The organism is Cellulomonas sp. KH9 (assembly GCF_900114185.1).
Classification (GTDB): Bacteria; Actinomycetota; Actinomycetes; order Actinomycetales; family Cellulomonadaceae; genus Cellulomonas.
In genome coordinates this window covers 405,449-431,817 of the sequence record NZ_FOSE01000005.1, presented here as the reverse complement: position 1 = coordinate 431,817, position 26,369 = coordinate 405,449, and the positions used below count along the sequence as shown (strand labels likewise).

20 protein-coding genes are annotated in these 26,369 nt (G+C 71.1%); 5 read left to right on the top strand and 15 right to left on the bottom strand.

All coding sequences use genetic code 11. The annotated features are described in order from the left end of the window. The first annotated feature begins 49 nt into the window (after nt 1-49). Nucleotides 50-1,447, top strand: a complete 1,398-nt coding sequence (locus tag BMZ16_RS17705; protein WP_089802883.1) for an IS30 family transposase — start codon at nt 50-52, stop codon at nt 1,445-1,447. 211 nt (nt 1,448-1,658) lie between these two features. Here the strand turns inward: BMZ16_RS17705 and BMZ16_RS17700 are convergent, their stop codons facing one another. The 7 genes from BMZ16_RS17700 to BMZ16_RS17665 all read right to left on the bottom strand — a co-directional run bounded on the left by BMZ16_RS17700 (nt 1,659) and on the right by BMZ16_RS17665 (nt 15,136). Next, on the bottom strand, nt 1,659-2,483 hold the full coding sequence (locus tag BMZ16_RS17700; protein WP_143082888.1) for an Imm26 family immunity protein: 825 nt from the start codon (nt 2,481-2,483) through the stop codon (nt 1,659-1,661). Nucleotides 2,484-2,514: 31 nt separating this feature from the next. Then, nucleotides 2,515-5,442 carry a VWA domain-containing protein gene (locus BMZ16_RS17695; protein ID WP_177199766.1) on the bottom strand — a complete coding sequence of 976 codons (2,928 nt, stop codon included), beginning with the start codon at nt 5,440-5,442 and terminating at the stop codon, nt 2,515-2,517. A 614-nt stretch (nt 5,443-6,056) separates the two neighbouring features. Further along, entirely contained in the window at nt 6,057-6,302 is a 246-nt protein-coding gene (locus BMZ16_RS17690) for a hypothetical protein (protein ID WP_089802877.1), read from the bottom strand. Continuing rightward, nucleotides 6,299-7,303, bottom strand: a complete 1,005-nt coding sequence (locus BMZ16_RS17685; RefSeq protein WP_089802875.1) for a hypothetical protein — start codon at nt 7,301-7,303, stop codon at nt 6,299-6,301. The genes BMZ16_RS17690 and BMZ16_RS17685 overlap by 4 nt, the downstream gene beginning before the upstream one ends. Before the next feature lie 860 nt (nt 7,304-8,163). Continuing rightward, nucleotides 8,164-8,958, bottom strand: coding sequence for a hypothetical protein (locus BMZ16_RS17675; RefSeq protein WP_143082886.1), 795 nt, complete (start codon nt 8,956-8,958; stop codon nt 8,164-8,166). Nucleotides 8,959-9,221: 263 nt separating this feature from the next. Then, entirely contained in the window at nt 9,222-10,685 is a 1,464-nt protein-coding gene (locus tag BMZ16_RS17670) for an SNIPE associated domain-containing protein (RefSeq protein ID WP_089803006.1), read from the bottom strand. A 584-nt stretch (nt 10,686-11,269) separates the two neighbouring features. Then, nucleotides 11,270-15,136, bottom strand: a complete 3,867-nt coding sequence (locus tag BMZ16_RS17665; RefSeq protein WP_089802871.1) for a replicative DNA helicase — start codon at nt 15,134-15,136, stop codon at nt 11,270-11,272. A 471-nt stretch (nt 15,137-15,607) separates the two neighbouring features. On the opposite strand from BMZ16_RS17665, the gene BMZ16_RS17660 reads away from it, so the two are divergent. Then, nucleotides 15,608-16,912 carry an MATE family efflux transporter gene (locus tag BMZ16_RS17660; RefSeq protein ID WP_089803004.1) on the top strand — a complete coding sequence of 435 codons (1,305 nt, stop codon included), beginning with the start codon at nt 15,608-15,610 and terminating at the stop codon, nt 16,910-16,912. A 66-nt stretch (nt 16,913-16,978) separates the two neighbouring features. Here BMZ16_RS17660 and BMZ16_RS17655 read toward each other — a convergent pair whose 3' ends face one another. The 8 genes from BMZ16_RS17655 to BMZ16_RS17620 form a co-directional block, all read right to left on the bottom strand. Then, the gene (locus tag BMZ16_RS17655; RefSeq protein WP_089802869.1) at nt 16,979-17,197 is read right to left on the bottom strand and encodes a hypothetical protein; all 219 of its coding nucleotides are present in this window, start codon (nt 17,195-17,197) and stop codon (nt 16,979-16,981) included. A 174-nt stretch (nt 17,198-17,371) separates the two neighbouring features. Further along, nucleotides 17,372-17,731 (bottom strand): hypothetical protein, encoded by a 360-nt coding sequence (locus BMZ16_RS17650; protein WP_089802867.1) that lies wholly within the window; start codon nt 17,729-17,731, stop codon nt 17,372-17,374. 194 nt (nt 17,732-17,925) lie between these two features. Continuing rightward, nucleotides 17,926-18,228, bottom strand: coding sequence for a hypothetical protein (locus BMZ16_RS17645; RefSeq protein ID WP_089802865.1), 303 nt, complete (start codon nt 18,226-18,228; stop codon nt 17,926-17,928). 238 nt (nt 18,229-18,466) lie between these two features. Continuing rightward, nucleotides 18,467-18,916 carry a 50S ribosomal protein L9 gene (gene rplI / locus BMZ16_RS17640; RefSeq protein ID WP_089802863.1) on the bottom strand — a complete coding sequence of 150 codons (450 nt, stop codon included), beginning with the start codon at nt 18,914-18,916 and terminating at the stop codon, nt 18,467-18,469. Between the two features lie 14 nt (nt 18,917-18,930). Next, nucleotides 18,931-19,167, bottom strand: coding sequence for a 30S ribosomal protein S18 (gene rpsR / locus BMZ16_RS17635; protein ID WP_013118893.1), 237 nt, complete (start codon nt 19,165-19,167; stop codon nt 18,931-18,933). A gap of 76 nt (nt 19,168-19,243) precedes the next feature. After that, complete coding sequence (locus tag BMZ16_RS17630) at nt 19,244-19,783, bottom strand: single-stranded DNA-binding protein (protein ID WP_089802861.1); 540 nt, start codon at nt 19,781-19,783, stop codon at nt 19,244-19,246. A gap of 93 nt (nt 19,784-19,876) precedes the next feature. After that, nucleotides 19,877-20,170, bottom strand: a complete 294-nt coding sequence (gene rpsF, locus BMZ16_RS17625; protein ID WP_062101986.1) for a 30S ribosomal protein S6 — start codon at nt 20,168-20,170, stop codon at nt 19,877-19,879. A 201-nt stretch (nt 20,171-20,371) separates the two neighbouring features. Further along, a complete protein-coding gene (locus tag BMZ16_RS17620; protein WP_089802859.1) occupies nt 20,372-22,867 on the bottom strand; it encodes a penicillin-binding protein in 2,496 nt (831 codons plus the stop codon). A gap of 373 nt (nt 22,868-23,240) precedes the next feature. Between BMZ16_RS17620 and BMZ16_RS17615 the strand changes: the two genes are divergently transcribed. The 3 genes from BMZ16_RS17615 (at nt 23,241) to BMZ16_RS17605 (ending at nt 26,314) form a co-directional block, all read left to right on the top strand. Next, a complete protein-coding gene (locus tag BMZ16_RS17615; RefSeq protein ID WP_089802857.1) occupies nt 23,241-23,879 on the top strand; it encodes a PadR family transcriptional regulator in 639 nt (212 codons plus the stop codon). Then, complete coding sequence (locus BMZ16_RS17610; RefSeq protein ID WP_089802855.1) at nt 23,876-24,970, top strand: inositol-3-phosphate synthase; 1,095 nt, start codon at nt 23,876-23,878, stop codon at nt 24,968-24,970. Before BMZ16_RS17615 ends, BMZ16_RS17610 begins: the two co-directional genes overlap by 4 nt. 285 nt (nt 24,971-25,255) lie before the next feature. After that, on the top strand, nt 25,256-26,314 hold the full coding sequence (locus BMZ16_RS17605) for a type IV toxin-antitoxin system AbiEi family antitoxin domain-containing protein (protein ID WP_255366778.1): 1,059 nt from the start codon (nt 25,256-25,258) through the stop codon (nt 26,312-26,314). Nucleotides 26,315-26,369 lie beyond the last annotated feature (55 nt).

Genomic DNA, 26,369 nt, shown 5'->3' with positions numbered 1-26,369 from the left:
GGCGGATTCAATCGGTCGTCGCAACACCTCGAGATCGTGGAGGTGTTCGATGGTTCGTCGGCAGCAGGCAGCGGACCGGGCAGAGCGCCCGAAGTTGCGCTCACCGGGTCATCCGAAGTTCCAGCGCGCCGTGGAGGCAGTCTTCTGGGAGGCGATCGCGAAGGGGTTGCTGCCGATCGAAGCCGCCGCAGTAGCCAGCGTGGCGCCCGCGGTCGGTCAACGCTGGTTCCGCAACGCTGGCGGCATGGCGCCCTTCGATCTGAAGCACCAGCCCACCGGGCGGTATCTGTCGTTCGTTGAGCGGGAAGAGATCGCGGTCCTGAAGGCTCAGGCCAAGGGCGTGCGCGAGATCGCTCGCCAGATCGGGCGCGACCCCGGCACGGTGTCGCGCGAGCTGCGCCGCAACGCGGCCACGCGCGCCGGGAGTACCGGCTATCGCGCGTCGGTGGCGCAGTGGAAGGCCGACATGGCGGCCAAGCGGCCGAAGCCGGCGAAGCTCGTCACGAACCCGCGGCTGCGCGTCTACGTCCAAGAGCGGCTCGCCGGGCGGATTAGTCGCCCCGACGGCACGCCCGTGCCGGGGCCGCAGGCGCCGAAGTTCACCGGGCTCAACAAGCCCCACCGCAAGCACCGGCCCTGGGCGTTGGCGTGGAGCCCCGAGCAGATCAGCCATCGTCTCAAGATTGACTTCCCCGATGATGAGGCGATGAGGATCAGCCACGAGGCGATCTACCAGGCGCTTTACATCCAAGGCCGCGGCGCGCTCAAGCGCGAGCTGGTCTGGTGCCTGCGCACCGGACGCGCGCTGCGCGCGCCGCGGGAGCGATCCCGACGCAAGACGTGGGCGCACGTGACACCCGAGACGCTGATCAGCGAACGTCCCGCAGAGGTCGCCGACCGCGCGGTTCCCGGGCACTGGGAAGGAGACCTGCTGATCGGCCTGGAACGGTCCGCGATCGGCACCGTGGTCGAGCGCACCACGAGGTTCACGATGCTGGTGCACCTGCCCCGCGAGGAGGGCTACCGGCACAAGGAGACGCCAAAGAACGGCCCAGCTCTGGCCGGCTACGGCGCGATCACCATGAGTCGGGCCCTGGCCGCGACGATGACGACCCTGCCGACGCAGCTGACCAGGTCGCTGACCTGGGACCGCGGCAAGGAGATGTCCGCCCACGCCCAGTTCAAGGTCGCCACCGGCATCCCCGTGTTCTTCGCCGACCCCCAGTCGCCCTGGCAGCGCGGCACGAACGAGAACACCAACGGGCTGTTGCGTCAGTACTTCCCCAAGGGCACGGACCTGTCCCGGTGGTCCGCCGAGGACCTCGAAGCCGTCGCCCACGCCCTGAATACCCGACCTCGCAAGACCCTCGGCTGGCGAACCCCCGCCGAAGCCCTCGACGAGCACCTACGCTCGGTCCAACAAGCCGGTGTTGCATCGACCAGTTGAATCCGGTCTTGGCGCGATGAGCCGGTGACGACGTGAGCGACGGCGTCCTCCGTCCCGGCTGCGTCGAATGCCGCGGACACCTTGTCCGAGGCCGTGGACATCGGCGGTCGCCGACAGCGAACCACTCCACCTCACCCTCGCGACGTGCGCCATCACCCACGTCTACCGGGGGCCGTGGGAGTCGTCCTGACCTGGCGGTCCTCGACGCGACTCACTCGTGCGGTCTGAGGGTCCACTCCTGATCACCGGCGCGGACCAGCAGGCGCAGCGCAGGTGCGCGAAGCGGGCGCACGAGCTCGAGGACCCGGTCCGCCAGCCGCCGGCCGTCGGGACCGTAGACGCTGATCTCGCTCTCGTTCGGTGAGCGCATCGTGCCGTCCACCTCGCCGACCTCGGGCTCGAGCCCGAGCATCAGCGTCATCTCGACCATGTCGCCCACCGAGCGCCCACGCCCCGGTACGACGACGACGACACGGTCGGACAGGTGCTCCGGCGCCGGGCTCGGTCCCGTGCCCGGTGGCACCGGCGTCGGGTCGTCCCACCACGGTTGTGTGCGCAGCGGGACGAGCGCGTTCGCCCGCACCTGCTGCAGGAGCCACCGCTCGAGCGCCACAGCGCCCATCACACCGCCGTACTGGCGTCGGCCGAGCTCGCTGAGGGGTGCGTGGAAGAAGTGGACCCGGCGCAGCTGGTCGTCGACCAGGTCCACCCGCACCTCACGTCCTTCGGGGTAGACGTCGCGCAGGTCCGTCTCGAACTCCGGGGTCTTCCACCTGCTGCGGTCGACGTCGCCCGCGCCGCCGAGCAGCGGCCACGGGTCACCGATGTGCAGCCCCGAGAACCTCTGTGCCAGCAGCGCGTCCCCCGGTTCGAGATCCGCCAGCTCAGCGCGCGTGGGCAGCGTCGGTCGCGGAGCGAAGACGTAGCCGAGCACCCCCTGCGGTGGCGTGTGGAACACGACCCGCCCCGGGGCGAACGTGCCGTCGGCCAGAGGGATCGCGAACCAGTCCCCGACCCGGTACGCCGCTGCGCTCACGCGGACCATCGTGCCAGCAACCAGGCCGCGCTCAGCACGTCGCCTTCCACAGTTTCACGAGCTGTTCCCGCATCAGCCGAGCAGGATTGAGCCGCGCCATCGGGCGCTGACCGTTCAGGCTGCCCTTCGCCTGCGCTGTCCGGATGTCCACGTCCCCCCACTTCGCGTTGAAATGGTCCTGCTCAAGTCCCCGTCGGACGTTGCGGTTGTCCGCCTGGTGGACCTCTCGGAACACGAGACCTTTGTACCTCGGGTCCGCCTGGTGCTCCCGCTCGCGGCGCGCGAAGTCGTTCGTCTCCCCGACGTAGCGGACGACCTGGGTGACGGCGTCGTAGAGCTCGTAGACCCCCGCCTTCCCGCTCTTGGAGCACAGGTCCCTCGGCCGGTACCCGCCGGGGACGTTCAGGAGCACCTGCGCGATCTGCGCGTCCAGGTTGTCGTTCGGCGGTCCGTCGCTCAACGCCGGGTCGTGGAGCGGGATGGAGCTCGCGAGGTCCTGGAACCGGGACAGGTCCTTGCACGTCGCAGTCGTGCTCTCCACCGCACACTGGGCGATGGCCTGCTCCGCGGCGAACGTGCCGAGGAAGTCGCCGGACGCGGTGAAGATCCGTTGGGCGTCCACAGCCCGCTTGACCAGGGTGCGGATCTGCGAGGCCTGGTCGCAGTTCGACGCCCATGGCCACCAGCAGTTGGAGCCTGCGACGCTCGACGCCGCGCTGATGAGAGGCGAGCAGTTGCTCACGCAGTTCCAGTCGGCGTCGTACGTGACGACGTCCGGCGCGTAGCTCCTGTACGACCACGTGTTCCCGACGATCGACGCACGGTTGGCGACGACCGGGGCGAGTCCTGCGTCCGTGTAGCGCTCCGGCTGGAACAGCGTGTACGAGGCGAGGCCGGGAATGCCGACCTCGTTCCGGTCGGGCTGGCGGGGGTCGGTCCCGCGCTGGTACTCGAGGTCGTCGTTCGCCAGGTCGAAGTCGGTGTCCTTGCGGTCGGCACGCGAGAAGTACGTGGCGCCGTTCGGCTGCTCGACGCCCATGGTCTCGACGTAGTCGGAGACCGTGTCCCGGTCCGAGTCGACGACCGTCGGCAGGGATCGGCCGGTGAAGTACTTGGTGATGCCGACGTCGATGAGGAACTTGTAGGTGGTGCGGGTCGCGGGATAGTCGCGCAGGTCCAGCGGCTCGCCCAGCCGGAGGCCTCGGAGCTCCTGACCATCGGTGAGCTGGTCACCGTCAGTGTCCGCGACGTCCGGGTCGCTCGTCACCCGCCGATTGCCGGCGAACGGGTCGTTCCCGGTCGGGTCCAGCGAGACGTCGTAGAAGCCGTACCTGGTCAGGACCCCGTAGGTCTCCTCGCAGTCGGTCAGGCCGTCTGCGTCAGTGTCCGTGCCGTCGTCGATGATCCCCTTGCCCAGGGTCGCGTACAGGGCCGGCAGCTGGGAAGCGTCCGTCAGCGCCAGGAACTGCCCGCCGGTACCGTCCGCGATCGACTGGAGCAGACTCGACTGGACGCCGTCACCCAAGCCGATGGCGTGGATGACGACCCCTTGGTCACGTGCGACCTGGGTCAGGTAGTCGGAGTAGGAGCTGTCTCCGTCGGTCATGAGGACCAGGACCTTGGCTCGGCCGACACCGGCCGAGGCCTCCAGCTCGGTCAGACCTTGGGAGACGCCAGCGGCGATATCGGTGCCGCCGCCGGCATAGCCCGAGCCATCCAGTGCAGCGGCGACGTCGGCCTTGCTTTGCGCCGAGCTCAAGTTCGTCAGCGGGATCCGTGTGGAAGCGCTCGACTCGAAGCTCACGACCGCTGCGGCGTCGACCGGGCGCATCTGGTCGAGGAACGCCTTGGCGCCCGCGACACGCATGCTGCTCGGGTCGTTCCAGTCCATGGAGCCCGAGGTGTCGATGACGAACGCTACGTCCACACCGACCTGGTCCGCGTCCCCGCTCTGCAGGCAGTAGGTCTGCTTGGTCGGCCAGTACCGCTCGAAGCCGCGCTCGTCGAGCTTGAACACCGCGTACGACGAGAAATGGGTCACCGTCGTCGAGACGGTGTGCGACGTGGTGTCGACGACCTGCTCACCCTCGGCGGGGAGCCACAGGCCCAGAGTGTCGTCGAGGTAGTACAGCCGCAGCCCGGCCTCGGAGAAACCGCTCAGCGCCGCGGGGTCGTACGGGATGCTCAGCGTCGCGGTCCTGAACGAGGTGCCCTCGGGCAGCGTGATGTCGTACACAGGGCTTGCCAGGGCATCTGCGACCGATGCAGCGGTCATGTCGTCGCTGGCGATTTGCACGTCCCAGGGCAGGATGCCGCCGTCGGACTGGAGGACCACCCGAACACCGTCGGGCCCGTCGACAGGCACCTCGCCCGCAGGCGCCGGCCCCTGGGCCGTGAGTGGATCCGTCATGACGGGCGTGGTCTCGACCGTCTCGCAGCCGGTGACCGTCTCCGCGTCCACGCACCGGTCGGCACCGTTGTCACCAGCCGCCGTGTCGTCGCCGGGACCCGCGAGGAGGACGTCATTGCCGTTGGCGGCCGTCAGCGCGTCAGCGCCTGCGCCGCCGTCGAGCAAGTCGGCGCCATTTCCGGCACTGACCGTGTCATCGCCGTCGTCCCCGTACAGCAGGTCGTCGCCGTTCTCACCGAGAAGGGTGTCGCTGCCCGGTCCGCCGTGAATGGTGTCCTGCTGGTTCCCACCACAGATGACGTCATTGCCGGCACCGCCGTCAATGGTGTCCCTGCCGTTGCCACCATCGATGACATCGTCCCCCGCGGTGCCCGTCAGGGTGTCATTCCCGTTCGTGCCGTTGATGGTGACGACCCGCCCTTGACAGCTCGCGGCGGCGTGCGCGGGCACGCCGACGAACGCTGTGGCAAGCAGTGTGAGGATCGCCAGCAGTGCGCTCGCGGAGGTCCGGCGGGCCACGGTGCGAATGCGGATCGAACGTGCGGGCACGACGTCTCCCTGCTGTCTGCGGAGGCGACGCCTCCCGTCAGACGGAGCGTGACAGGGCGGCAACCCGCGCGTGGCCCGTTTCGTGCCACGAGATGAGCCTGTTCACCCAATTGGGCGCCACGTCTGAGGGAGCGAAGGAGCCGTCGCGAACTCGGGCATGCGCGAGCTTGTGGTCCCCTGTGACAGAGCCTGCCGGGCGCCCACCCGCGGGAGCGGTATCGGCTGCGCACTGCCGCCGCTCATGGCCAGGGCGGCGGCCATGGCGAGTGTCGAGATGCGGCGCAGACTGACTGCTCCCGTGCGGCGTACCTTGATCGCCAGGATGCTCGGAGCGAGGACCGGTCAAAGTACGACGCCCCGCACGCGTACCGCTGTTCGCAGCGTGCTGTGTCCGCGCTTCACAAAGCCAACCCGCCGCTCGCCGTCATCGAACGGACATCGCCAGAGGGACCCCTCCGGCGGGTCCCGGGCGGTCGTGGTCAGTCGACCGGTGCCGGTCCGCCGAGCAATATCTCACCCCGTCCCGCTGCCCGGACCGTAGGTCGCCGGCCCGCCAGGCCACAGCACGCCCCGGCTCGATCGTTCTACCAGGGCGTGCTGTGTGGTGTCGCGGGTCAGTCGTGCGGGGGGCGTCCGGCGCGAGCGGTGAGGATCGCACCGACGACGACCGCTGCAGCGGCCACAGCCCAACCGGCGGACGTCCACCCGATCAGCTCGGTGGGCACCGCGCATCCCGCTGAGGAGTCCTCATCCTCGCAGGACGCCCACGGCTGCCAGAACAGCATGACCGCCAGCACGATCCCGGCAACGATGAGGACCGGGCCTGCGATGCTCGTCCGACTGCGCTGCGCGTCGGTCAAGAGCGCTCACCACCGCTGGCGGTGGCCCAGTTGCACCGGTGGAACGCGACGAGCCATCCCCATCCGGCCAGCGCGGTGCGGTCCGGGCGGAACTTCTCGAGGTTCCATGGCCCGGCCGAGTTGAAGTACCCGCCGGCGACGTGGCACTCGTACTGCTGCAGCAGGGTCAGCTTCTCCGTCACGCGAGGCTGTCTGGCCTTCACCTCGTTCCACCCGGCCGTGAAGAAGATCTGCCACCCCGCCGGTGTCGGCAGGTGCTGGGACTGCCCCCAGATCGACTTGGTGGCGTTGATCCGCAGGTCTCCGTTGTACGTGTCGCGTGTGACCGAGGAGAACAGGTCCCGGCCGAGGTACGGGTCCGCGACGATCGGGTAGGAAACGTCCTGCGTGCGGTGGTCGACGACCTGGGTGAGGACGCCGTCCGCGAGTTCGAACCGAGTGGGCACGGAGACGCCCGCTGCGTCCACGGCCCACGGGGCCGCAGCGCCGACGATGATGCTTCCTTCGCCGTCGAGCAGGAGCACGCTGCCGTTGTCCATCGTGTGCCACTGCCCGTCGGCGTCGGTGGCTATCTCGAACGGGAAGCGCGTAGGGGAGTCCGAACCGCTGATCGAGTAGACGACCTGGACCGAGCCGTCCTCCTTCTCCAGCGCTGCGAACGCCGCGTCATCCTCGGTCACGATGACGGAGTCGCCGGTGGGCAGCTCCCCGACGTGTGCGACTACCTCGACCGGCAGCGCGACGGTGACGGTCGCGTCGAACAACTCGAGCTCGGCGGTGTTCTCGTCGACGTCGACGGTGAGCTCGGACTCACGCTGGTCGTTCGCGTCAAGTGCCCCGTCCTGGGTGTGCTCGGCGGCAACCTGCTCGGTGAGCTCGACGAGCTCGAGGGCCGCTTCCAGTTCATCGGTGCCGGTGCCGGTGGCGTGGGCGGGTGTGGAGCCGGCGATGGCGACGACGACGATGAGCGCCGCGGCAACTGCCGTGTGCGTCGTTCTCACGACACTCCTTGGTGCACGGTCATTCGTCACGGTTGTGACGTCTCGGCGGAAACTAGCAGCAGGGACATGGGCACCGCTGACGTTTCGGGGCCCCGGCCTCGAGCTGTCCCGGTCCGGCGCTGCAGGGGGGCGCGGGACGGAACCGCCGGCTCCGTCACGACGGCCCCCGGTTCACCGTCACCAGAGGCGGACCCGCTCCTGACATCACGCTTGAGGTCGTTGACGCCGCGGGCGCGAAGTGGCCCGGACCGCCGAAAGCTCGCTCGAGGAAATCGACGCCAGACCCGCTAGAGGGCGGCACGCGGAAGCATGCCGCAGCACCGCTGGTGCGTTACATGCGTTACACCTGCTTGCCCACCCACACGCAGGCCGGTTGCAGGCCGGTGGGAGGCGGGCCTCCCTGAAGGGCGTCCGTCCGCACGGGATCCGGGCCGCGAGGTAACAATTGTCGAGATGCACGACAGATTGACCGCCCCGCAGCGGCGTACTTTGACCGAGCACACCCACGCGGGTGGGCTCAGTCAAAGTAGGAGCCGGGGTTCTTGGCCGACGACGTACGCGCCCGACGCGGGGCCAACGCCCTCGACGATCGGGCGGGCGTGGTCCGATGGCCGGGTCCAGCACCGCGGCGTCCGGCTAGTACAAGGTCTTGGGCGGGGTGCGCCAGGCTTCGGTGCAACTCGCGCGACCGGTGGGCCGTAGCCACCGCCTCGTCGTCGAGTGCGCCGACGGCACCCGGCTCGTCGACCCCACCCTGCGACACCCACAGCGACCTGGAGGCACCGCCGATGCGGTAGGCGGTGGACGTCCACGGCAGGTCGTGGTCGACGGTCACACGAGTCCCCTTCCACTTGAACTGCTCAGCGTTCTGCCCGCCATCGAGCGACCGCGTCACCGTCGGGTCGACCCCAGTCGCCGTCGATCCACAGGCTGTCGAGGAAGCTCGCCGCAGGTGCGAGCGGGACGCCGTGCCGCGCCGTGAAGTCCCCGACCGTCTGCAGCTCGGCCAAGGACCACCGACTCTCGATCCCCCCGAAGAGCCCCCCGTACGTGATGTCGACGAGAGCACGCACCGCGTCCTGGACCTCGCGCTCGTCGAGGCCGAGCGCGGCGACCTGGTCCCGGACGGGGTCCGGGAACGGCCGGCCCGGGCCGAGACCGGTCAGTTGGTGCGACTCGTACCAGCCCCTGAACGCCTCCGGCCCGTCGACGGTCATCCACTGCCAGAGGTGGTCCTCGAGCGTCACGAGCTCCGCAACGCGCAGACCCACGGCCTCGCGCCAGCGGGCGAAGGTGACCAGTGCGACCGCCTGCCGGGCCCTGACCGACAGGTCCGAGTACAGCGCAGGACTCCGCCACGACAGCAGCTCCCGCGCTACGGAGTACGTCGCGCCGGCGTCGCCGATGCCCCAGGGTGCGAGGTCGACGACGTCGACGACCGTGCCTCCCCGGAGTTCCCGGGCATGGGGACGACACGCGATGTCGACGTCGACCGGGAAGCTGCTGCCGGCTCGCAGGGCTGAACCCGAGTCGACGACGGCCGCCTTCTCCTCGAACCGGTGGGTCACGCCATCGACGTCATCGAACTCGATCTCGACGAAACCGGGGAAGTCATCGGAGATCCACCTTGTGGCGCGACCAGGGAGCATCAGCACGAGCACATGATCGCAAGGACCGCCGGGAGGATGACGGCACTGTCGACAACCGCGCGGCGACAAGGGCGGCGTACAGCCGGAAGAGATCGCCAGGGCCTCCGGGTCCAGCACCCACTGCCGCTGCGGTCTGCCGTGACGGGGCCAGCACGACACAAGGATCGGTTGCCTCGCCGAGCCGGCCGCGATCCGTCCGAACTGCGCTACTCGATCCGGTGTCGCGCCGCCGCCTACGGTGGTCCCGAGCGGATGATGGAACCAGTCGCTCACGCCCCCGCGGCGGCGAGTTCCCGGCTGGCGCGGAACTCCTCGGCGGCGGCCTGGGTCGTGTACTCGACCAGGGCGACCTTGTGCTCACGCAGCACCTCGAGCACCTGCCCGGGCGTGGCGTAGAAGAACTCCCGGCGGGTGTTGATGCGGTTGACCCGCTGCTCGGCGAATTGCCGGTGCAGCATCGCCTCGATGCCGAACGCGTCCTCGGAGAAGAAGAGTGCATGCACGTCGAACGTGAACGGCACCGAGGCGTCCCCGAGCTCGCGTACCCGGTCCATCGGCTCCAGGCGGCGGGTCATGCCGATCTTCACGACGTCCGGACCGAACGCGCCGACGTTGGAGATGACGTAGACGTAGCCGGCGCGGACGTTCGCGGCCCGGTAGTCGACGTCGGCGATGGACTGGTCGATCTCGGCGAGCTTGGCCTGCAGCTCCGCGGCGCCCATCTCGTCCCCGCGGGCCTGCAGCGCGGCGAGCGCGTTCGCGTAGTGCTCACGCTCCTTGTCCAACTTCTCCCGGGCACGTCGCAGCTCATCCTCAACGCGCTTCTCCTCCCGCAGCCGGGCCTTCTCCTCGCGCTCGGCCTCCTTCGCGGCCTGGACGGCGGCCTGGTGCCGGGCGGCGAGCTCGAGTTCGCGGATCCGAAGGCCGTGGTACTCGGGGGTGATGGCCAGGCGGATCATCTGCCCGTTCTTCGCGACGCGCTCGACCACCCGCGTCAGGCGCTGCTGGGCGGTGGCGAGCCCACCGGCCCTGACGGCCTTGATGGCGTTCTCGGCTTCAGCGTTGTAGGCCGACAGCATCGTCTTGGACATCGATTCGACGAACTGGCGGCCCTTGGCGGCGGAACCGTCGAAGGTGAAGTTCGACGTGGCGGTGACGGCCCGCTTGTCAGAGACGGTGGCCTTGATCTGGGCCCGTGCGCGGGCAAGCTCGGCGGACAGGGTAGCGGACGCTTCTGCGGGGTGCTCGAAGTCGTAGAGGCCGAACTCCTGGACGTTGATGGCGTGCCGCACGTCCAGGGCCTGTTGCTGGAGGGCCGCGAGTTCGGCGCGGGCCGCCGCGACCTGGGTGGCGTGCTGCTGCTGGGTCTGGTTGATCTGCTCGCCCAGGCTCGTCAGTTGAGCTTGGGCGGCGGTGGTCTGCTGCTGGATCTCGGCGAGGGCGAGGGCGCCGGCGGCCTCCAAGGTGGCGCGCAGCTGCGTGTTCTCGGCGGCGAGGTCCCGGGCAGCACCACGGGCGTTGAACAGCCCGATCTTGCGACCGCCAGCCGCTTGAGCCTGCTGGGGCACCGGCTGCTCGGCATGCTGGGGCTGGGTGACCGGCGGGTCAGGCTGCTGCGGGGCCGCGGAGGGCTGGGCTGGGGCGACGTGCGCAGTCCACTGGGCTCCGTCCCAGTACCGCATCTGGCCGGGGACTTGGGGGTCGGGGTACCAGTTCGCCGGCGTTGTCGTCATGATCGTGACGGTATTCGCGGACGGCCGTCGGTGTGACCAGAAGGATCAGGTATCACCCTCTGAAGCACCGGCTCTGGGGGTAACTACGGAACCAGGGTCCGCCGTGGGCTGACGACGCCGTGGGTTGGCGCCGAGGGTGCGTTTCGGCGCCCACCCCGTCTGGAGCACCATCAGGCCGACTGGAAGGGCTGACTCCGGCCCGTCGCACCACCGGCCGCCGCTATCGGGTGAAGGACGACTTCGCACGGGCTGAGCGGGTCCGCCTGGCGGGGCCCGGACTAGACGTCGTCGCCGTCGAGGTTGAGCGTCGTGCGCCACTTCAGGGGCCGCTCAGCTCGCCGAGGTCTGCCCCAGGGGAACGTGGCGGCCGCGCCGGTCGACGTGACAGTCGCAGGCTCGACCGCCACCATGCCCGCACCGACCGGCGCTCTCAGCGCCCTACCGCACGAGGTCGCACGTAGAGGAGCACTCAGCCGGTCCCGCGTCCCGATAGCTGGTGGCTTGGAGCCGACGCGTCCGTACTTAAAGTATCGAAGCCCGATTCTCAAAGTATCTTGCATCTCGACAACACAACAACACCTGGACTACATCTGCATGTCCACGAATCGCGAGTAGTGCCCCTGGAACGCCACGGTGATGGTGTCCGTCGGCCCGTTACGGTGCTTGGCTACGATCAGGTCGGCCTCGCCGGCGCGCGGCGACTCCTTCTCGTAGGCATCCTCGCGGTGCAGCAGGATCACCATGTCCGCGTCCTGCTCGATGCTGTTGTGGACGGCGATGCCGTTGGCGATGAAGTTGTGGGTTCCGACGACCGTCGCGTCGAACACCTGCTGCTCGCCGACGTGCTCGATGGCGACGACCTCGTCCCACAGCAGGTCGTTGACGGCCATGATCTCGAGCTCCTGGGAGTCGAGGACCGCAGCGATGCGTCCGAGGCGCTGGCGGGACGGCGCGTGCTTCCACATCGTCGACCCGCAGAACTGCGTGCCCATGGCCTCGGCGAACTGGCGGTGCGTCATCCCGCGCTCGACGAGCAGGTCACGTACGTCGTCCCAGACCTGACGAGGGACCGTGTCGACGTTTGTGTTCGCTCGCGTCTCGCGGATGATCGCCAGCAACCGCTCCGCCTGCGTGCCTCGCGCCCCGTGCACGCCGATCTCCTGCAGGAACCGCCGCTGGTCGTCGACGCCGGAGACGTCGAGAGTCCAGCCGTCGCGGTACCCGCTCTTGCTCGTCTTCCGGATCCGCGTCGAGATGCCGAACCGCAGCAGCAGCCGCGACAGGTCGTCGACGAGACGGCGAGAGGTCGACGCGTAGTAGATGCGGCCGCTGCGGCCGTTCGCGTTGACGGTGACGGACCCGTCGGTGGCCCAGATGTGCTTGATGAACAGCGAGATCTGCCGCTTCGGAAGGTGGAACACGGCGGTAGGCACGAACTTCTCGTGGCTGCGGGCGCCGAAGAGACCGAACTCGTCGAGCCACTCCGCCACCGGGTTCCGCTTGCCGCGGGCAAGGCGGTAGGGCGCCGGCAACCGCAGCGTCGTGACCCGCGCCGCCGCGTACTCGTCACGGATGGGCGTGATGCCGAACGCTCCGGCGGCGTCGGTGACGGCCGCGAGATTGGCCTCGTCGACCGACGCGTACCGCACCGGCTGCCGCTTCACGAACGACCCGTCGCCCAGCAGGTGCGCCAGCATCACGACCTTCCGGTCGTCCCACTCCGCCGTGAGCTCCGGACCCGGCACGTGCCGCGGGACACCGACACGCGACCCGACCTTCAGCTCGCCGAGCGGCGTCCACCCCTCGTACGTGAGGAACGGGTGGTTCGCGGTCGCCGTGACCTCCTTGCCCGACGCGAGCCGCAGCCGGTACACCGGCTTCACCCCCGTCGGGAAGACGTGGGTCAGATGCCGTCGCACGTACTGCAGCCGGTCGTCGAGCGCCCAGATCGGGACGTCCTTGTGCTGCAGCGCGAACATCTCGCCCAACGTGATCTCGGCGCCGGTGTCGGCGCGCAGCACCCGGGTGTCCTCCGTGAGGCAACCCGATTCACGCAGGTCGCTCATCGCCGGCCGCTTGTCCGTCCGCTGCTCAGGACCACGGTTCAGCTGCGAGATCGCGATGACCGGAACCTCGAGCTCCTTGGCGAGCAGCTTGAGCGCACGTGAGAACTCCGAGACCTCCTGCTGGCGGGACTCGACGCGCTTGCCGGACGTCATCAGCTGGAGGTAGTCGATGACGACGAGCTTGAGGTCGTGGCGCTGCTTGAGGCGCCGGCACTTGGCGCGGATCTCCATGAGCGACATGTTGGGCGAGTCGTCGATGAACAGCGGCGCCTCGCTGATGCGACCCATGGTCGCGGCGATCTTGGCCCAGTCGTCCTCGCCCATCGCGCCGGTGCGCAGCTTCTGCAGGTGGACGCGCGCCTCGGCCGACAGCAGACGCATCGTGATCTCGTTGCGGCTCATCTCGAGGGAGAAGACGACGGCAGCCTGGTTGTTCTTGATGGCGGCGGACCGCACGATGTCGATGCCCAGCGTGGAGTTGTGCGTCGGGATCATCGACTCGCCCGCGAGGTACAGGTGCGAGGAGTGGGAGATCTCGACGCAGCGCACCGGCACCGACGCCACGGGCTCGACCGACACCACGTACCGCTGGTGGAGACGCGCGGTCGAGCGGCGACGCCGCTCCTTGTGGACGAGCTTCTTGCGCTCGAGCGCGAACACGTCGTCGTCCGTGGTGAAGGTGATGGTGAAGCACGTGGACGACGCTGCGGAACGGCCCCGGACGGGCTTGACCGACCACCCGGTCCGGTACCCGAGCGAGTGGACCAGCTCCCGCACGTCCCGCGCCAGCCGCTCGTCGGTCACCGCGAACTGCACGGACCCGGTCGGGTTCACCGTGCCGTCGGTGTCGAGCAGCCCTGCCAGCAGGTCGCGCCGCTGGTCCTCGCTCGCCCGCAGGTAGTCGAGCGGGATGTGCTTACGACCGAGCACGCCGAGAGTGCGCAGCCGTCCCTGCACGGTGCCGAGGCGGTCGTGGCAGTCCTGGCAGCGCACGAGTCCCGTGGTCTCGACACCGCAGTCAGGACACGTCGGAGCGGGCACGGGGCCGGAGAGCATCTTGACCCGCCCACCGCACGACCGCCCGCACGTGCGCACCTGCGAGCGCGCGGGCACGAAGTCGGTGCCGCAGACCTCGCACTGCCGCGTCGCCGTCGTCTCGCGCGGGAGCCGCACGGTGTACAGGTCGGCCGCGCGGTCCTGGCCGGCGGCACGCACGTCGTACCCTCGCCCCTCGATCCGCATCGCGACCTCGGGGTCGGCGCTCGTGAACCGTGCGGACGTCGAGTGCCCGTCACCGAGCCACACACCCAGGAGGTACGGGTCGACGAGCAGGTCCCTGGCCGGCAGACGCAGCGGGTTCGTGGTCGCGACGGAGTGGTTCGCCCGCCCGTCGGCCGTCACGCACCGGACGGTCCCCGCGAGGTCCTCGGTCGTCCGCACGGCGCCCTCGGCGCCCACCCGTCGCTCGGCCCGGGTGCGCGTGAGCCACTGGTGCTGCGCGTCGGCCACGATGGTCGAGCCGTCGTCGAACGTCACGCGGTAGCAGGGACGGTCGACCATGACGTCGGTCGCCGCGACGACGCGCGTCACCGTTCCGTCGGCGGCCAGGAGCTGGTCGCCGACCTGGACATCACCCATGGTCGTCCACCCCGTGGGCGTCGGCAGCGGGGTGTCGAGCGCCAGGGCCTTGCCAATTGCCGGCCGCGCCGCCACCACGATCATCTGCCCCGGGTGCAGCCCGTTCGTCAGCCGGTCGAGGTCCGCGAAGCCGGTCGGCACGCCGATCATGCCCTCGCCGCGGTGCCCGGCCCGCTCGATCTCGTCGACGGTGCCCCCGATGACCTCGGACAGCGGCAGGTAGTCCTCCGACGCGCGGCGCTCGGTGACGGCGTAGACCTCGGCCTGGGCGTTGTTGACGAGCTCGTCGACGTCCCCGCCGTCGGTGGCGTACCCGAGCTGCACGATGCGCGTGCCCGCCTCGACGAGCTTGCGCAGGATGGCCCGCTCCCGCACGATCCGCGCGTAGAAGCCGGCATTGGCCGCGGTGGGGACCGCGGCGATGAGCGTGTGCAGGTACGCCGCACCGCCGACGCGGGCCATCTCACCGCGCTTGGTCAGCTCGTCGGCGACGGTGATGGCGTCGGCCGGCTCACCGCGGCCGTACAGGTCGAGGATGGCGTCGTAGATCGCCTCGTGCGCGGGGCGGTAGAAGTCGGTGCCCTTGATCTGCTCGATGACGTCGGCGATGGCGTCCTTGCTGATCATCATGCCGCCGAGCACGGACCGCTCGGCCTCGAGGTCCTGCGGCGGGGTGCGGTCGAAGCCGCCGCCGCCGCTGCGTCCGCTGTCCGGCGGCGCGCCGTACTCGAGGTCCTCGATGGTCACCTGTCACCTGCTCCTGCTCGTCCCCACCCGTCGAACGCCTGTTCTACCGGGACCCTCTGACAGTCACCCACGAGCCGGCCCCGCGCGGGACGACGTCGCCTCCCGGGGACCTGCCCTCGCGAGGCTAGGCCGCGAAGCTCCCGGACCCAAACGGGTGTGTGCACAGGTCGGTGGACAGCCTGTGGACAACCCGTTCGACCCTGTGTGCACAGGGTGGGGATACACCTGTGGACAAAGACGGATCCGCGGCTCGGCACGCGCTCCGACCGGCGCATACGCTGTGCACGTGCTGTGGAGCGAGGAAGATTCGTGCCGCGTTCACCTGGTGGACGTCTGAACCGCCCGTCGGACACCCCCGGACCCGCGTCGCCCGACCCGACCGACCCCGCTGGGCCGCACGAGGGACGCCCGGCCGACCCCGCCGCGCCGCCCGCCGACGGTGCGGGACGTCCCGCCGCACCCGTCGCCGGCGTGGACCGGCAGATCCTCGCCCTCGCCGTCCCGGCGCTCGGTGCGCTCGTCGCCGAGCCGCTGTTCGTCCTGGTCGACTCCGCGATGGTCGGCCACCTGGGCACCGACGCGCTGGCCGGGCTCGCCCTGGCGTCGACGGTGCTGGTCACGGTGGTCGGGCTGTGCGTCTTCCTCGCGTACGCGACGACCGCCGCGGTCGCGCGCCGCCTCGGCGCCGGTGACCGGCGTGGGGCCCTGCAGACGGGCGTGGACGGCATGTGGCTCGGGGCCGGGCTCGGGCTCCTGCTCGCCGCGGCGACCTGGGCGGCCGCGCCCTGGCTCGTCGCCACCCTGGGCGCGGACGGCGCCGTCGCCACCCAGGCCGTCAGCTACCTGCGCTGGTCCACCCCCGGCCTGCCCGGCATGCTCCTGGTGCTGGCCGCCACGGGTGCGCTGCGGGGCCTGCAGGACACCCGCACGCCCCTCGTGGTGGCGGCGTCCGGGGCGGTCGCGAACGCCGCGCTCAACGCCGCACTCATCTACGGTGCGGGCCTCGGTATCGCAGGGTCCGGGCTGGGGACGGCCCTCGCCCAGCTCGGCATGGCCTGCTGGCTCACGGTCGTCGTCGTCCGCGGGGCCCGCGCCGCCGGGGCGAGCCTGGCACCCGCCGCCGGCGGTGTCTGGGCGAACGCGCGCGCCGGCCTGCCGCTGCTGGTCCGCACGGCGACGCTGCGCCTGGCGATCCTGCTGACCGTGTGGACCGCCACCGGTCTGGGCCCGAGCGCCCTGGCCGGGCACCAGGTCGTCAACGCGGTGTGGGGACTGGCCGCCTTCGCGCTCGACGCCCTCGCCATCGCCGCGCAGGCGCTCGTGGGGCACGCGCTGGGCGCCCGCGACGTCGCCCGCACGCGGGCCGTGCTGCGCCGCACCCTCCAGTGGGGTGTCGGCGCCGGGGCCGTGCTCGGCCTCGTCCTCGGCGGCCTCGCCCCGTTCTACGTCCCGCTCTTCTCCCCCGACGCCGACGTCCAGCGTGCGGCCGTCACCGGGCTGCTCGTCGCCGCCGCCGCGCTTCCGATGGCCGGCTGGGTGTTCGTGCTCGACGGGGTCCTCATCGGTGCCGGCGACGGGCCGTTCCTCGCCTGGGCAGGTGTCGCGACCCTGGTCGCGTACGTCCCGGCCGCCCTCGCGGTCCACACGTGGGCGCCACCCGGAGCCGCCGGGCTCGCCTGGTTGTGGGTGGCGTTCGCCGTGGTCTTCATGGCCGCCCGCGCGGTCACGACGGGCCTGCGCGCTCGCAGCGACTCGTGGATGGTCGTCGGCACCTGACCCCGACGCCGTGGGCGCGGCCCCGGCCGGTGCGTAGCCGTGCACCGGCGGGACCGCCCCGACTGGTCAGGCGCGCTCGGCGGACCGCCGCCGCCGGCCCTCCTCGGCCACGGCCGCGACGGCCACGGCGAAGCACGCGGCCGCCGCCACGGCGAGTCCGGTGCCGTGGGTCGCCTCGTCGCTCTGCGACAGCAGCAGGAGCACGAACCCCACCGGGCACACGGCGGCCCAGACGTCGGCGGGGCGGAACCGGGCGAGGCGGGGGGTCGGACGCTGGTCGGTCATCTCGTCTCCTCGGGTCGGGGGCCGGATCGGCACACCGACGACGCTAGGGCGGGGCCCTGCGTCCGCAGCACCGTCCGCGGACGGAACTCTCGGCTCCGTCCCCGGACGGAGGACGTGGTCCGCGAAGGGACGGCGTGGTCGGCGAAGGGACGGCGTGGTCCGCGGAGGGACCGCTCAGTCGCCCCCGCCCCCACCGCCGCCGGCGTCCGGACCGGACCCGTCGTCGGCGGCGGGACGGGCGCCGTCGTCGTGGGCCGCCGCGGCGCCGTCCCCGCCTGCCGATCGGTCGCGTCGGCCGCCTTGCATGCCGCCTGCCTGCGCGCCGGCCTTCGCTGCACCGCCGGCGCCGATCGCGAAGAAGACGACACCCAGGGCGAGGAACGCCGTCAGGGCGGTCTCACCGCGCGCGGCCCCGGTGATCCCGAGGACGAAGAAGACGAGGCCGAGGACGACGAACGCGCCGCTCTCCTGCTCGCCCCTCGGGCGCTTCGCGTCGGTCTCGGGCGTCGTCTCGTCGCGCTGCTCCTCGGTCATGGCATCCTCCCGCACGTCGTCGTGCGGGCCAGGCTACGGACGGCACCCGCCGCTCACACCGCTCCCGGGGATGAGACGTCCTCCGTCGCGAGACCGAGCCGCCGCGGTCGTGCCACCCGCTGCGCGTCCGGCCGGGCGGCGGACGTCCCGACGTGACGCCGGTGGGGACCCGGGCTCCCCCGCCCGTGGTCGCGTCAGGCGGCGACGAGCTCGTCGGCCGCGGCCGACGGGGCGGCGGTGGGGCGTGGGGTGAGCACCTCGACCGACGCGACGGCCGCTGCCGTCGTCCGGCGCTCCCGCACCCCGCGGCGCACCCGGACGACCGCCTCCGGCAGGATCGCCACACCCATCGTCACCAGCGCGATCGCCATGGGCACGTCGTGCGCCGCGCGCAGGACGCCGACGACGACGAGCGCGGCACCCAGCGCGACGATCGCCGTGACCTGCGCGACCAGGGGCACGCGCGCGCCCCGTGCCCAGCTGTTCGTGGTGCTCATGGTCGCCCTCCTCGTGCCTGCGCGTCGGTCCCGCGCGTCCTTCCGTCGACGGTACGGGGCACCGTGACGCGTGCCGACCCCCCGCAGGACGACCTCCGGCTCCCTCTCACGGATGACGGGGAGTGCCCCGCCACCCTCCGGACGTCGCACGCCGGCACGTCCCCGCGGTGCCCCGCAGACGACGAGGCCCCGCACCGCCGGAGCGGTACGGGGCCTCGCGAGCTCGCGGGAGCGAGGGTCAGGCAGAGACGACCTTGACGGTCACCGCGGCCGAGACCTCGGGGTGCAGACGCACGTGCACCGTGTACTCACCGGTCGACTTGATCGCCTGGGCGACCTCGATCTTGCGCTTGTCGACGGCCGGGGCACCGGCGGCCTTGATCGCGGCAGCGATCTCGGCCGTGGTGACGGCGCCGAACAGGCGGCCCGACTCGCCGGACTTGGCCGAGACGGTGACGGGGTTGGCCTGCAGGGAGTCCCGCACGGCCTTCGCGTCGTCGAGCGTGGCGATCTCGCGCGCCTTGCGGGCACGACGGATCGCGGAGACGTCCTTCTCGGCACCCTTGGTCCACGGCGTGGCCAGGTTGCGCGGGATGAGGTAGTTACGGGCGTACCCGTCCTTCACCTCGACGATGTCGCCAGGTGCACCGAGACCGGTGACCTCGTGGGTCAGGATGATCTTCGCCATGGGTCAGTCCTTTCTCAGCGGGCCGACGACGAGTACGGCAGGAGTGCCATCTCGCGCGCGTTCTTGACGGCACGGGCGATCTGGCGCTGCTCCTGCACGGAGACACCGGTCACGCGACGCGCGCGGATCTTCCCGCGGTCGGAGATGAACTTGCGGAGCAGAGCCGTGTCCTTGTAGTCGACCGTCTCGATCTTGGCGGCCTTCAGGGGGTTCTGCTTCTTCTTGGGCTTGCGGACGACGGGCTTGGCCATCGTGGTGCTCCTTGTCTGTGGAGCCCCGAGCGTTGCCGTGCTCGGGGATGAGAAGTTCAGGTGTGCGAGGCGCCGATCAGAACGGGGGCTCGTCCGAGTAGCCGCCGCCGGACCCACCACCCGCGGGCGTGGCCCACGGGTCGTCGGTCTGGCCGCCACCACCGGAGGACGCGCCACCGCCGCTGAAGCCGCCACCGCCGAAGCCACCGCCGCCGCCGGACCCACCACCGAAGCCGCCGCCGCCACCGGACCGCTGGGTCCGGGTGACCTTGGCCGTCGCGTACCGCAGCGACGGGCCGACCTCGTCGACCTGCAGCTCGTACACGGTGCGCTTCTCGCCCTCGCGGGTCTCGTACGAGCGCTGCACGAGGCGGCCCTGCACGATGACGCGGGTGCCCTTGGTGAGGGACTCGGCGACGGACTCGGCCGCCTCACGCCAGATGGAGCAGCGGAGGAACAGCGTGTCGCCGTCCTTCCACTCGTTCGACTGGCGGTCGAACGTGCGGGGCGTGGACGCGACCGTGAAGTTCGCGACCGCGGCACCGGACGGGGTGAAGCGCAGCTCCGGGTCCCCGGTCAGGTTCCCGATCACCGTGATGGTGGTCTCGCCGGCCATGACGGCCTCCTCGCTCGTTCGGAAGGTTCGGCTGCGGCGTGACGCCGCGGATGCTGGGGCCCGACGCTAGTGACGGGCACCGACACGAAGGTCTCAGGCCTCGCGGCGCAGGACCTTGGTGCGCAGGACGACCTCGTTGAGGCCGAGCTGACGGTCCAGCTCCTTGGCCGTGGCGGGCGACGCGGTGAAGTCGACGACGGCGTAGATGCCCTCGCCCTTCTTCTTGATGTCGTACGCGAGGCGACGACGGCCCCACACGTCCACCTTGTCGACAGTCCCACCGTCGGTCTTGACGACCGTCAGGTACTTGTCGAGCGACGGGGCGACGGTGCGCTCCTCGATCTCGGGGTCGAGGATGATCATGATCTCGTACTGACGCAGGCTCATACCCACCTCCTCTGGTCTTCGCGGCCACGGTCGGTCCGTGGCAGGAGGGTCTCAAGCGTCTCGACGTGCCCGGGTCCGACAGGTGTCGGGTGGTGGGCACGACGAACCGTCCCGTGAGGGACGGCGATCGCCCAGACTACCGGCTCACGGCCCACGGACCGAATCGCCCGCGGGACCGGTCACCCGGACGCCTGGTGGTGCTCAACGGCTCGCGGACCCGGAGGGTCCGCCGCCCGACGGTCCCGCGGTGCCGGCACCGGCACCACCGGCGGTCGTGCCGCCGGCCGCGCCCGCCTGGCCGCCCGCCGTACCGCCGCCGGCCGCGGCGCCGCCCTCGGGCGGGACCGTGGGCGTCGGCTCGGGCGCGGGTGCCGGGGGTGGCGTCGGGGTGGGCTGCGGCGGGGGCCCGCTGGACACCACGATGGTGACCGTGGACCCGCCGGCGACGCTGGCACCCTCCCCCGGCTCCACGCGGATCACCCGCCCGGTCGGCACCGTGGTGGACCGCTCGGTCACCACGGCCGGCACCAGGCCGGCACCCTGCAGCGCGCCCGCGGCGTCCGCCTCGGTGCGTCCGACCAGCCCACCCGGGACCTGCACCTCGGCCGGCGCCTCGGGCTCCTCGGGCACCTCGGGCTCCTCGGTGGCCGTCTCGGTCGGGGCGGGCGTCGCCTTGCCACCGACGTTGGCCCGCGCCGGGAACTCCTGGACCTCCGTGTACCTCGGCTGCTCGAAGACCTGCTTCATGTAGTGGGACCACAGCAGCGCCGGGTACGAACCACCGGTGATCTCGCGGACCTGACCCCAGGCCGTGATGGAGTCCTGCGCCCTGTCGTCCTCGCCGATCTGGGAGAGGGCCACCGAGGTCGCCAGCTGCGGGGTGTAGCCGATGAACCAGGCCGACTTGTTCTCCGTGGACGTGCCGGTCTTGCCGGCGATCGGGCGGCGCAGCGGCTTGACGTGGTTGGTGGCCGACCCGCGCTCGACGACCTGGGTCATCGCGTAGGTCGTGTCCGCCATCACGTCGGCCGCGAACACCTGCTCGCCGGTGGTGTCCGGGGACCACACCGACTCGCCCTCGATCACGGCCTGGACGATGTGCGCGTCACGGTGCACGCCCTGGGCCGCGAAGGTGGCGTAGGCGTTCGTCATGTCGAGCGGGTGGACCGTGTCCGACCCGAGCACGTTGGACGCGACGGTGGTCGGCTCGTCGGTCGCACCGGCGGCCTGGGCGACCCGGGCCGTCTCGGCCGGGCCGACCTCGAGGTTCAGCTGGGCGTAGACGGTGTTGACGGAGTCCGCCGTCGCCCTGACCAGGTCGATCGTGCCGTACTTGTTGGAGTTGGCGTAGTTCTGCACGCGCCAGGGCTTGGCCTCGCCGATGTCGAACTCCTGCGGGGACCGCGCGTCGTACGTCGTGCCCAGGCTGATCCCCTGCTCGAGCGCGGCGACGAGCGTGAACGGCTTGTACGTCGAGCCCGCCTGGATCTGGTCGAACGTCGCGGTGTTGCGGGTGTCCGTGAGGTAGTCGGAGCCGCCGTAGAGGGCGACGATCCCGCCCGTGGCCGGGTCGACGGTGACGATCGACATGCGCAGCCGCTCGTTCGGCGTGGCGCCACCGGTCAGCTCGCCGGCGCGCAGCTGTGCCGCCGACTGCACGGCGATCTGCTGGACCGTGGGGTCGATGGTCGTGACGATCTTCAGGCCGCGGGTGCGCAGCTCGTCGGCGGTCCAGAACTTGGTCGCGAGCAGCTCTTTCTCGACCATCTCCAGCAGGTACCCGTTGGGTCCGCGGTACGTCTCGGACTTCACGTACTCGACGGTCGGCGGGAACGTCTGAGCGGCGCGCTCCTCGGCCGTCAGCCAGCCGCCGGTCACCATGCGGTCGAGCACGATCTCCCAGCGCTGCTGCGCCTTCTCCGGTGCGACGGCGGGGTCCCAGTTGTTGGGCGACGGGATGAGGGCCGCGAGCATCGCGGACTCGGCCACGGTCAGGTCCGCGGCGTTCTTGGCGAAGTACGACTGGGCGGCGGCCTGGATCCCGTACGAGTCACGACCGAAGTAGATCGTGTTGAGGTACCGCCCCATGATCTGTTCCTTGGACTCCTTCTGGGAGATCTTGATGGCGAGGATCGCTTCCTTCGCCTTGCCCCAGTAGTCCTTGGTGGTGTTCTGGTAGTACCGCTCGACGTACTGCTGGGTCAGCGTCGACCCGCCCTGCGTCGGCTTGCCCTGGATGTTGTTGAGGAAGGCGCGCGCCATGCCCGTGAGCGACACGCCGCGGTTGGTGAAGAAGGTCTGGTCCTCACCGGCCGCGACGGCCTGGCCGATGTGCGCCGGCAGCGTCGCGTAGTCGACGATCTCGCGCTTCTGCTTGGCGAACGTGCCCATCTCGGGCCCGGGCGTGCCCGGCTCCTCGCCGGCGAAGTACACGGTCGTCGTCTGGAACTCGACCTCCGCCAGCGGGTCGTCCGGGTTGATGAGCGCGAACGCCGCGACGCCGGCACCCAGCACCAGGAACACGCCGCCGATGAACGTCCCGAGGACCACGCGCCACGACGGCAGCCACCGGTGCAGGCCGGTGTGCTCGCGGCGCGGGTAGTTCCAGAACCCGCGGCGCTCGGTGGTGGCGGACGTGGGGCGACGCGTCGCGCGCCGGGCGCGCGGCGGCGCGGTTCGGCGGTTGCTGGCTGCCAAGGGGGGACCTCTCGTGCGACGACGGTGCGTGCGGCGTCACCTGCGGCCCGTGTCCGGGCACGCCGGGCGGACGCTGCCGGGGCTCAGTATGGACGAACGACCCGGACGTACCACCGGGACGAGCGCCCGGGACGTCCGGATCGCCCGGACCCTTCACATGATCCGCACCGGGCGGTGACGGTGTCTCGACCGCTCCATGACGCGCGGGAGGCCCCGGGTCGGCACCGACCGCGCGGGTGCCGACGGACCCCGGCGACCGGGCGTGTTGTGCGCGAGCGCCCGCTCGACATACTCTCCGGATGTATCGAGTTGATACATCGGATCCTGCCGAACGCCGGGTCCGTGGTCCGGACGGCGACGTGAGGAGGGTCAGGTGCGCGGACGTTCCGACGTGCTCGAGCCGGCCATCCTCGGCCTGCTCGCCGAGTCCCCCATGCACGGGTACGAGCTGCGCAAGCGGCTCAACCTCGTGCTCGGTTCCTTCCGTGCGCTGTCGTACGGCTCGCTGTACCCGTGCCTCAAGGGGCTCGCGGACCGCGGCTGGATCGTCGGCGTCGAGGCACCGGACGACCGGACCGTGGCCAGCAAGCGCGCGAGGATCGTCTACCAGCTGACCGCCGAGGGCAAGGAGCACCTGCAGCAGGTGCTGTCGTCCTCGGGCCCGGCCACCTGGGAGGACGAGAACTTCGACGTCCGCTTCGCGTTCTTCGGCCAGACCGACGCCGAGACCCGCATGCGGATCCTCGAGGGTCGTCGCATCCGGCTGACCGAGCGGCTCGAGACCATCAGGCAGTCCTTCGCACGGACCCGCGAGCGCATGGACGAGTACACGCTCGAGCTCCAGCGCCACGGCCTCGAGCAGGTCGAGCGCGAGGTCCGCTGGCTGGACGACCTCATCGCCAACGAGCGCGGCGTACGTCGCGCTCGCCCCGAGGGCGGTGGCCGTCCGGCCATCGCTGCAGACGACGCCGAGGGCATCTCCGAGGCGCAACACGAGAAGGAGCGAGGATGACCTCCATCCGCGTCGCCATCGTCGGCGTCGGCAACTGCGCCGCGTCGCTTGTCCAGGGTGTGCACTACTACCGGGACGCCGACCCGCAGGGCAAGGTCCCCGGGCTCATGCACGTGCAGTTCGGTGACTACCACGTGCGGGACATCGAGTTCGTCGCCGCGTTCGACGTGGACGCCAAGAAGGTCGGCTTCGACCTGTCCGAGGCGATCTTCAACTCGGAGAACAACACGATCAAGATCTGCGACGTGCCCCCGCTGGGCGTCACGGTGCAGCGCGGCCACACGCTCGACGGCATCGGCAAGTACTACGCCGAGACCATCGAGGAGTCGGACGCCGAGCCCGTCGACGTCGTGCAGACCCTCAAGGACAACGCGGTCGACGTCCTGATCTGCTACCTGCCCGTCGGCTCCGAGGCCGCGGCGAAGTTCTACGCGCAGTGCGCGATCGACGCGGGCGTCGCCTTCGTCAACGCCCTGCCGGTCTTCATCGCGTCGGACCCGGAGTGGGCCGCGAAGTTCGAGGCCGCCGGTGTGCCGATCGTCGGCGACGACATCAAGTCGCAGGTCGGCGCGACCATCACGCACCGCGTGCTCGCGCGTCTGTTCGAGGACCGCGGCGTCATCCTGGACCGCACGTACCAGCTGAACGTCGGCGGCAACATGGACTTCAAGAACATGCTCGAGCGCGAGCGCCTGGAGTCCAAGAAGATCTCGAAGACGCAGGCCGTGACGTCGAACCTCACCGACGGCCCGCTGGCCGGCAAGAAGGACGACCGCAACGTCCACATCGGCCCGTCGGACTACGTCGCGTGGCTCGACGACCGCAAGTGGGCGTACGTGCGCCTCGAGGGCCGCGCGTTCGGCGAGGTGCCCCTGAGCCTGGAGTACAAGCTCGAGGTCTGGGACTCCCCGAACTCGGCCGGCATCATCATCGACGCGCTGCGCGCGGCGAAGATCGCCAAGGACCGTGGCATCGGCGGCCCGCTGCTGTCGGCCTCGACGTACTTCATGAAGTCCCCGCCGGTGCAGACCGAGGACACCGAGGGCCGCGCCAAGGTGGAGGCCTTCATCCGGGGCGAGCTCGAGCGCTGATCCGGAGCGCAGCGAAGAGTGCCGGCCCGGCGCGCAGCGTCAGGCCGGTGCCCGTAGCGCAGCGCAGGCTCGGCGCGACACAGGTCGAGCGCTGAACCTGAGCTGATCCACCCCGAGGGCCCGGTGCGTCACGCACCGGGCCCTCGCGCGTCCCACCGCGACGACCGGCGCGGGTGTGCAGGGTTCGTGGCGCTGACCACCACGGACCCTGCACACCCGCGCTCGTCGTACACAGGGTGGGGGGTGTCGGGACCAGGGGGCCGCTCGGTGCGGGAGCGTGGGGGTGTGAGCGCGTCCGTGGTGGGGTCGGTCCCCGGGAGGTCGTTGCTGCTGACCCGCCCTGGTGCGCCGTCGGCCGCGCGGGTCGACGTCGGCGGGCTCCCGGCGCTGCGGGAGCTGGGCGACGCTGTGCGGGCCGCCGCCGTGCGGCAGGACGGTGTCGCGACGACCGCGCAGCTCGCCGCCGGTGGCATCGAGCGGTCGGTCGTGGCCCGACGGGTCCGCGACGGGCACTGGCAGCGGGCCGTGCGCGGCGTGGTCGTCCTGCAGTCCGGCTCGCCCACGTGGCGTCAGCTCGCTCGGGCGGCCCTGCTGGCCGCCGGCGCGGGCGCCGCGCTCTCGCACCGGTCCGCGGGCTTCGTGCACGGCCTCCTGCGCGACCCGGGCAGCGGGTTCGTGGTGAGCGTCCCGGCGCAGCGGTACGTCGCCCCCCGGCCCGGGCTCACCGTGCACCGGCGCCGGACGATGCCGCGCGCGTCCGGGTCGCTGCGCAGCGTGGACACCGTGGGTACGGTGCTCGACCTCGTCCAGGAGGCGGCGGACGACGACGCGGTCGTCGCGGTGCTGTGCGACGCGGCACGGCTGCACGTGTCGACGCCCCAGCTGGTCGCGGCGGCCGCCGGCCGTACGGGCCTGCGCCACCGTACCCTCGTCCTGGACGTGCTCGGCGATCCGACGGCCCGGGTCGAGTCGCCGCTGGAGCACCGCTACGACCGGGACGTCGAGCGCGCTCACGGCCTGCCCCACTCGCTCGGCCAGGTGACGGGCCACGTCGACGGCCGACGGATCCGCTCCGACCGTCGGTACGCCGCCTGGGGTGTGCGGGTCGAGCTCGACGGACGGCTGGCCCACGCCGGCCGCGTCGACGCCGACGTCTGGCGCGACAACGCCGTGCGCGTCACGCACGGCGACGTGACCCTGCGGTACCGCTGGCGTCACGTGGCCGGCGCCCCGTGCGCGACCGCCGCTCAGCTCGCCGCAGCCCTGCGCGCCCGCGGCTGGCAGGGCTCCCCCGCCCGCTGCTCCCTCGAATGCCGGGTGGGTGTGCAGAGTTCGTCGCGCTGAGAACCACGAACCCTGCACGCGGCGAGGCAGGACGGCAGGCGATCCGGTGTGCGGA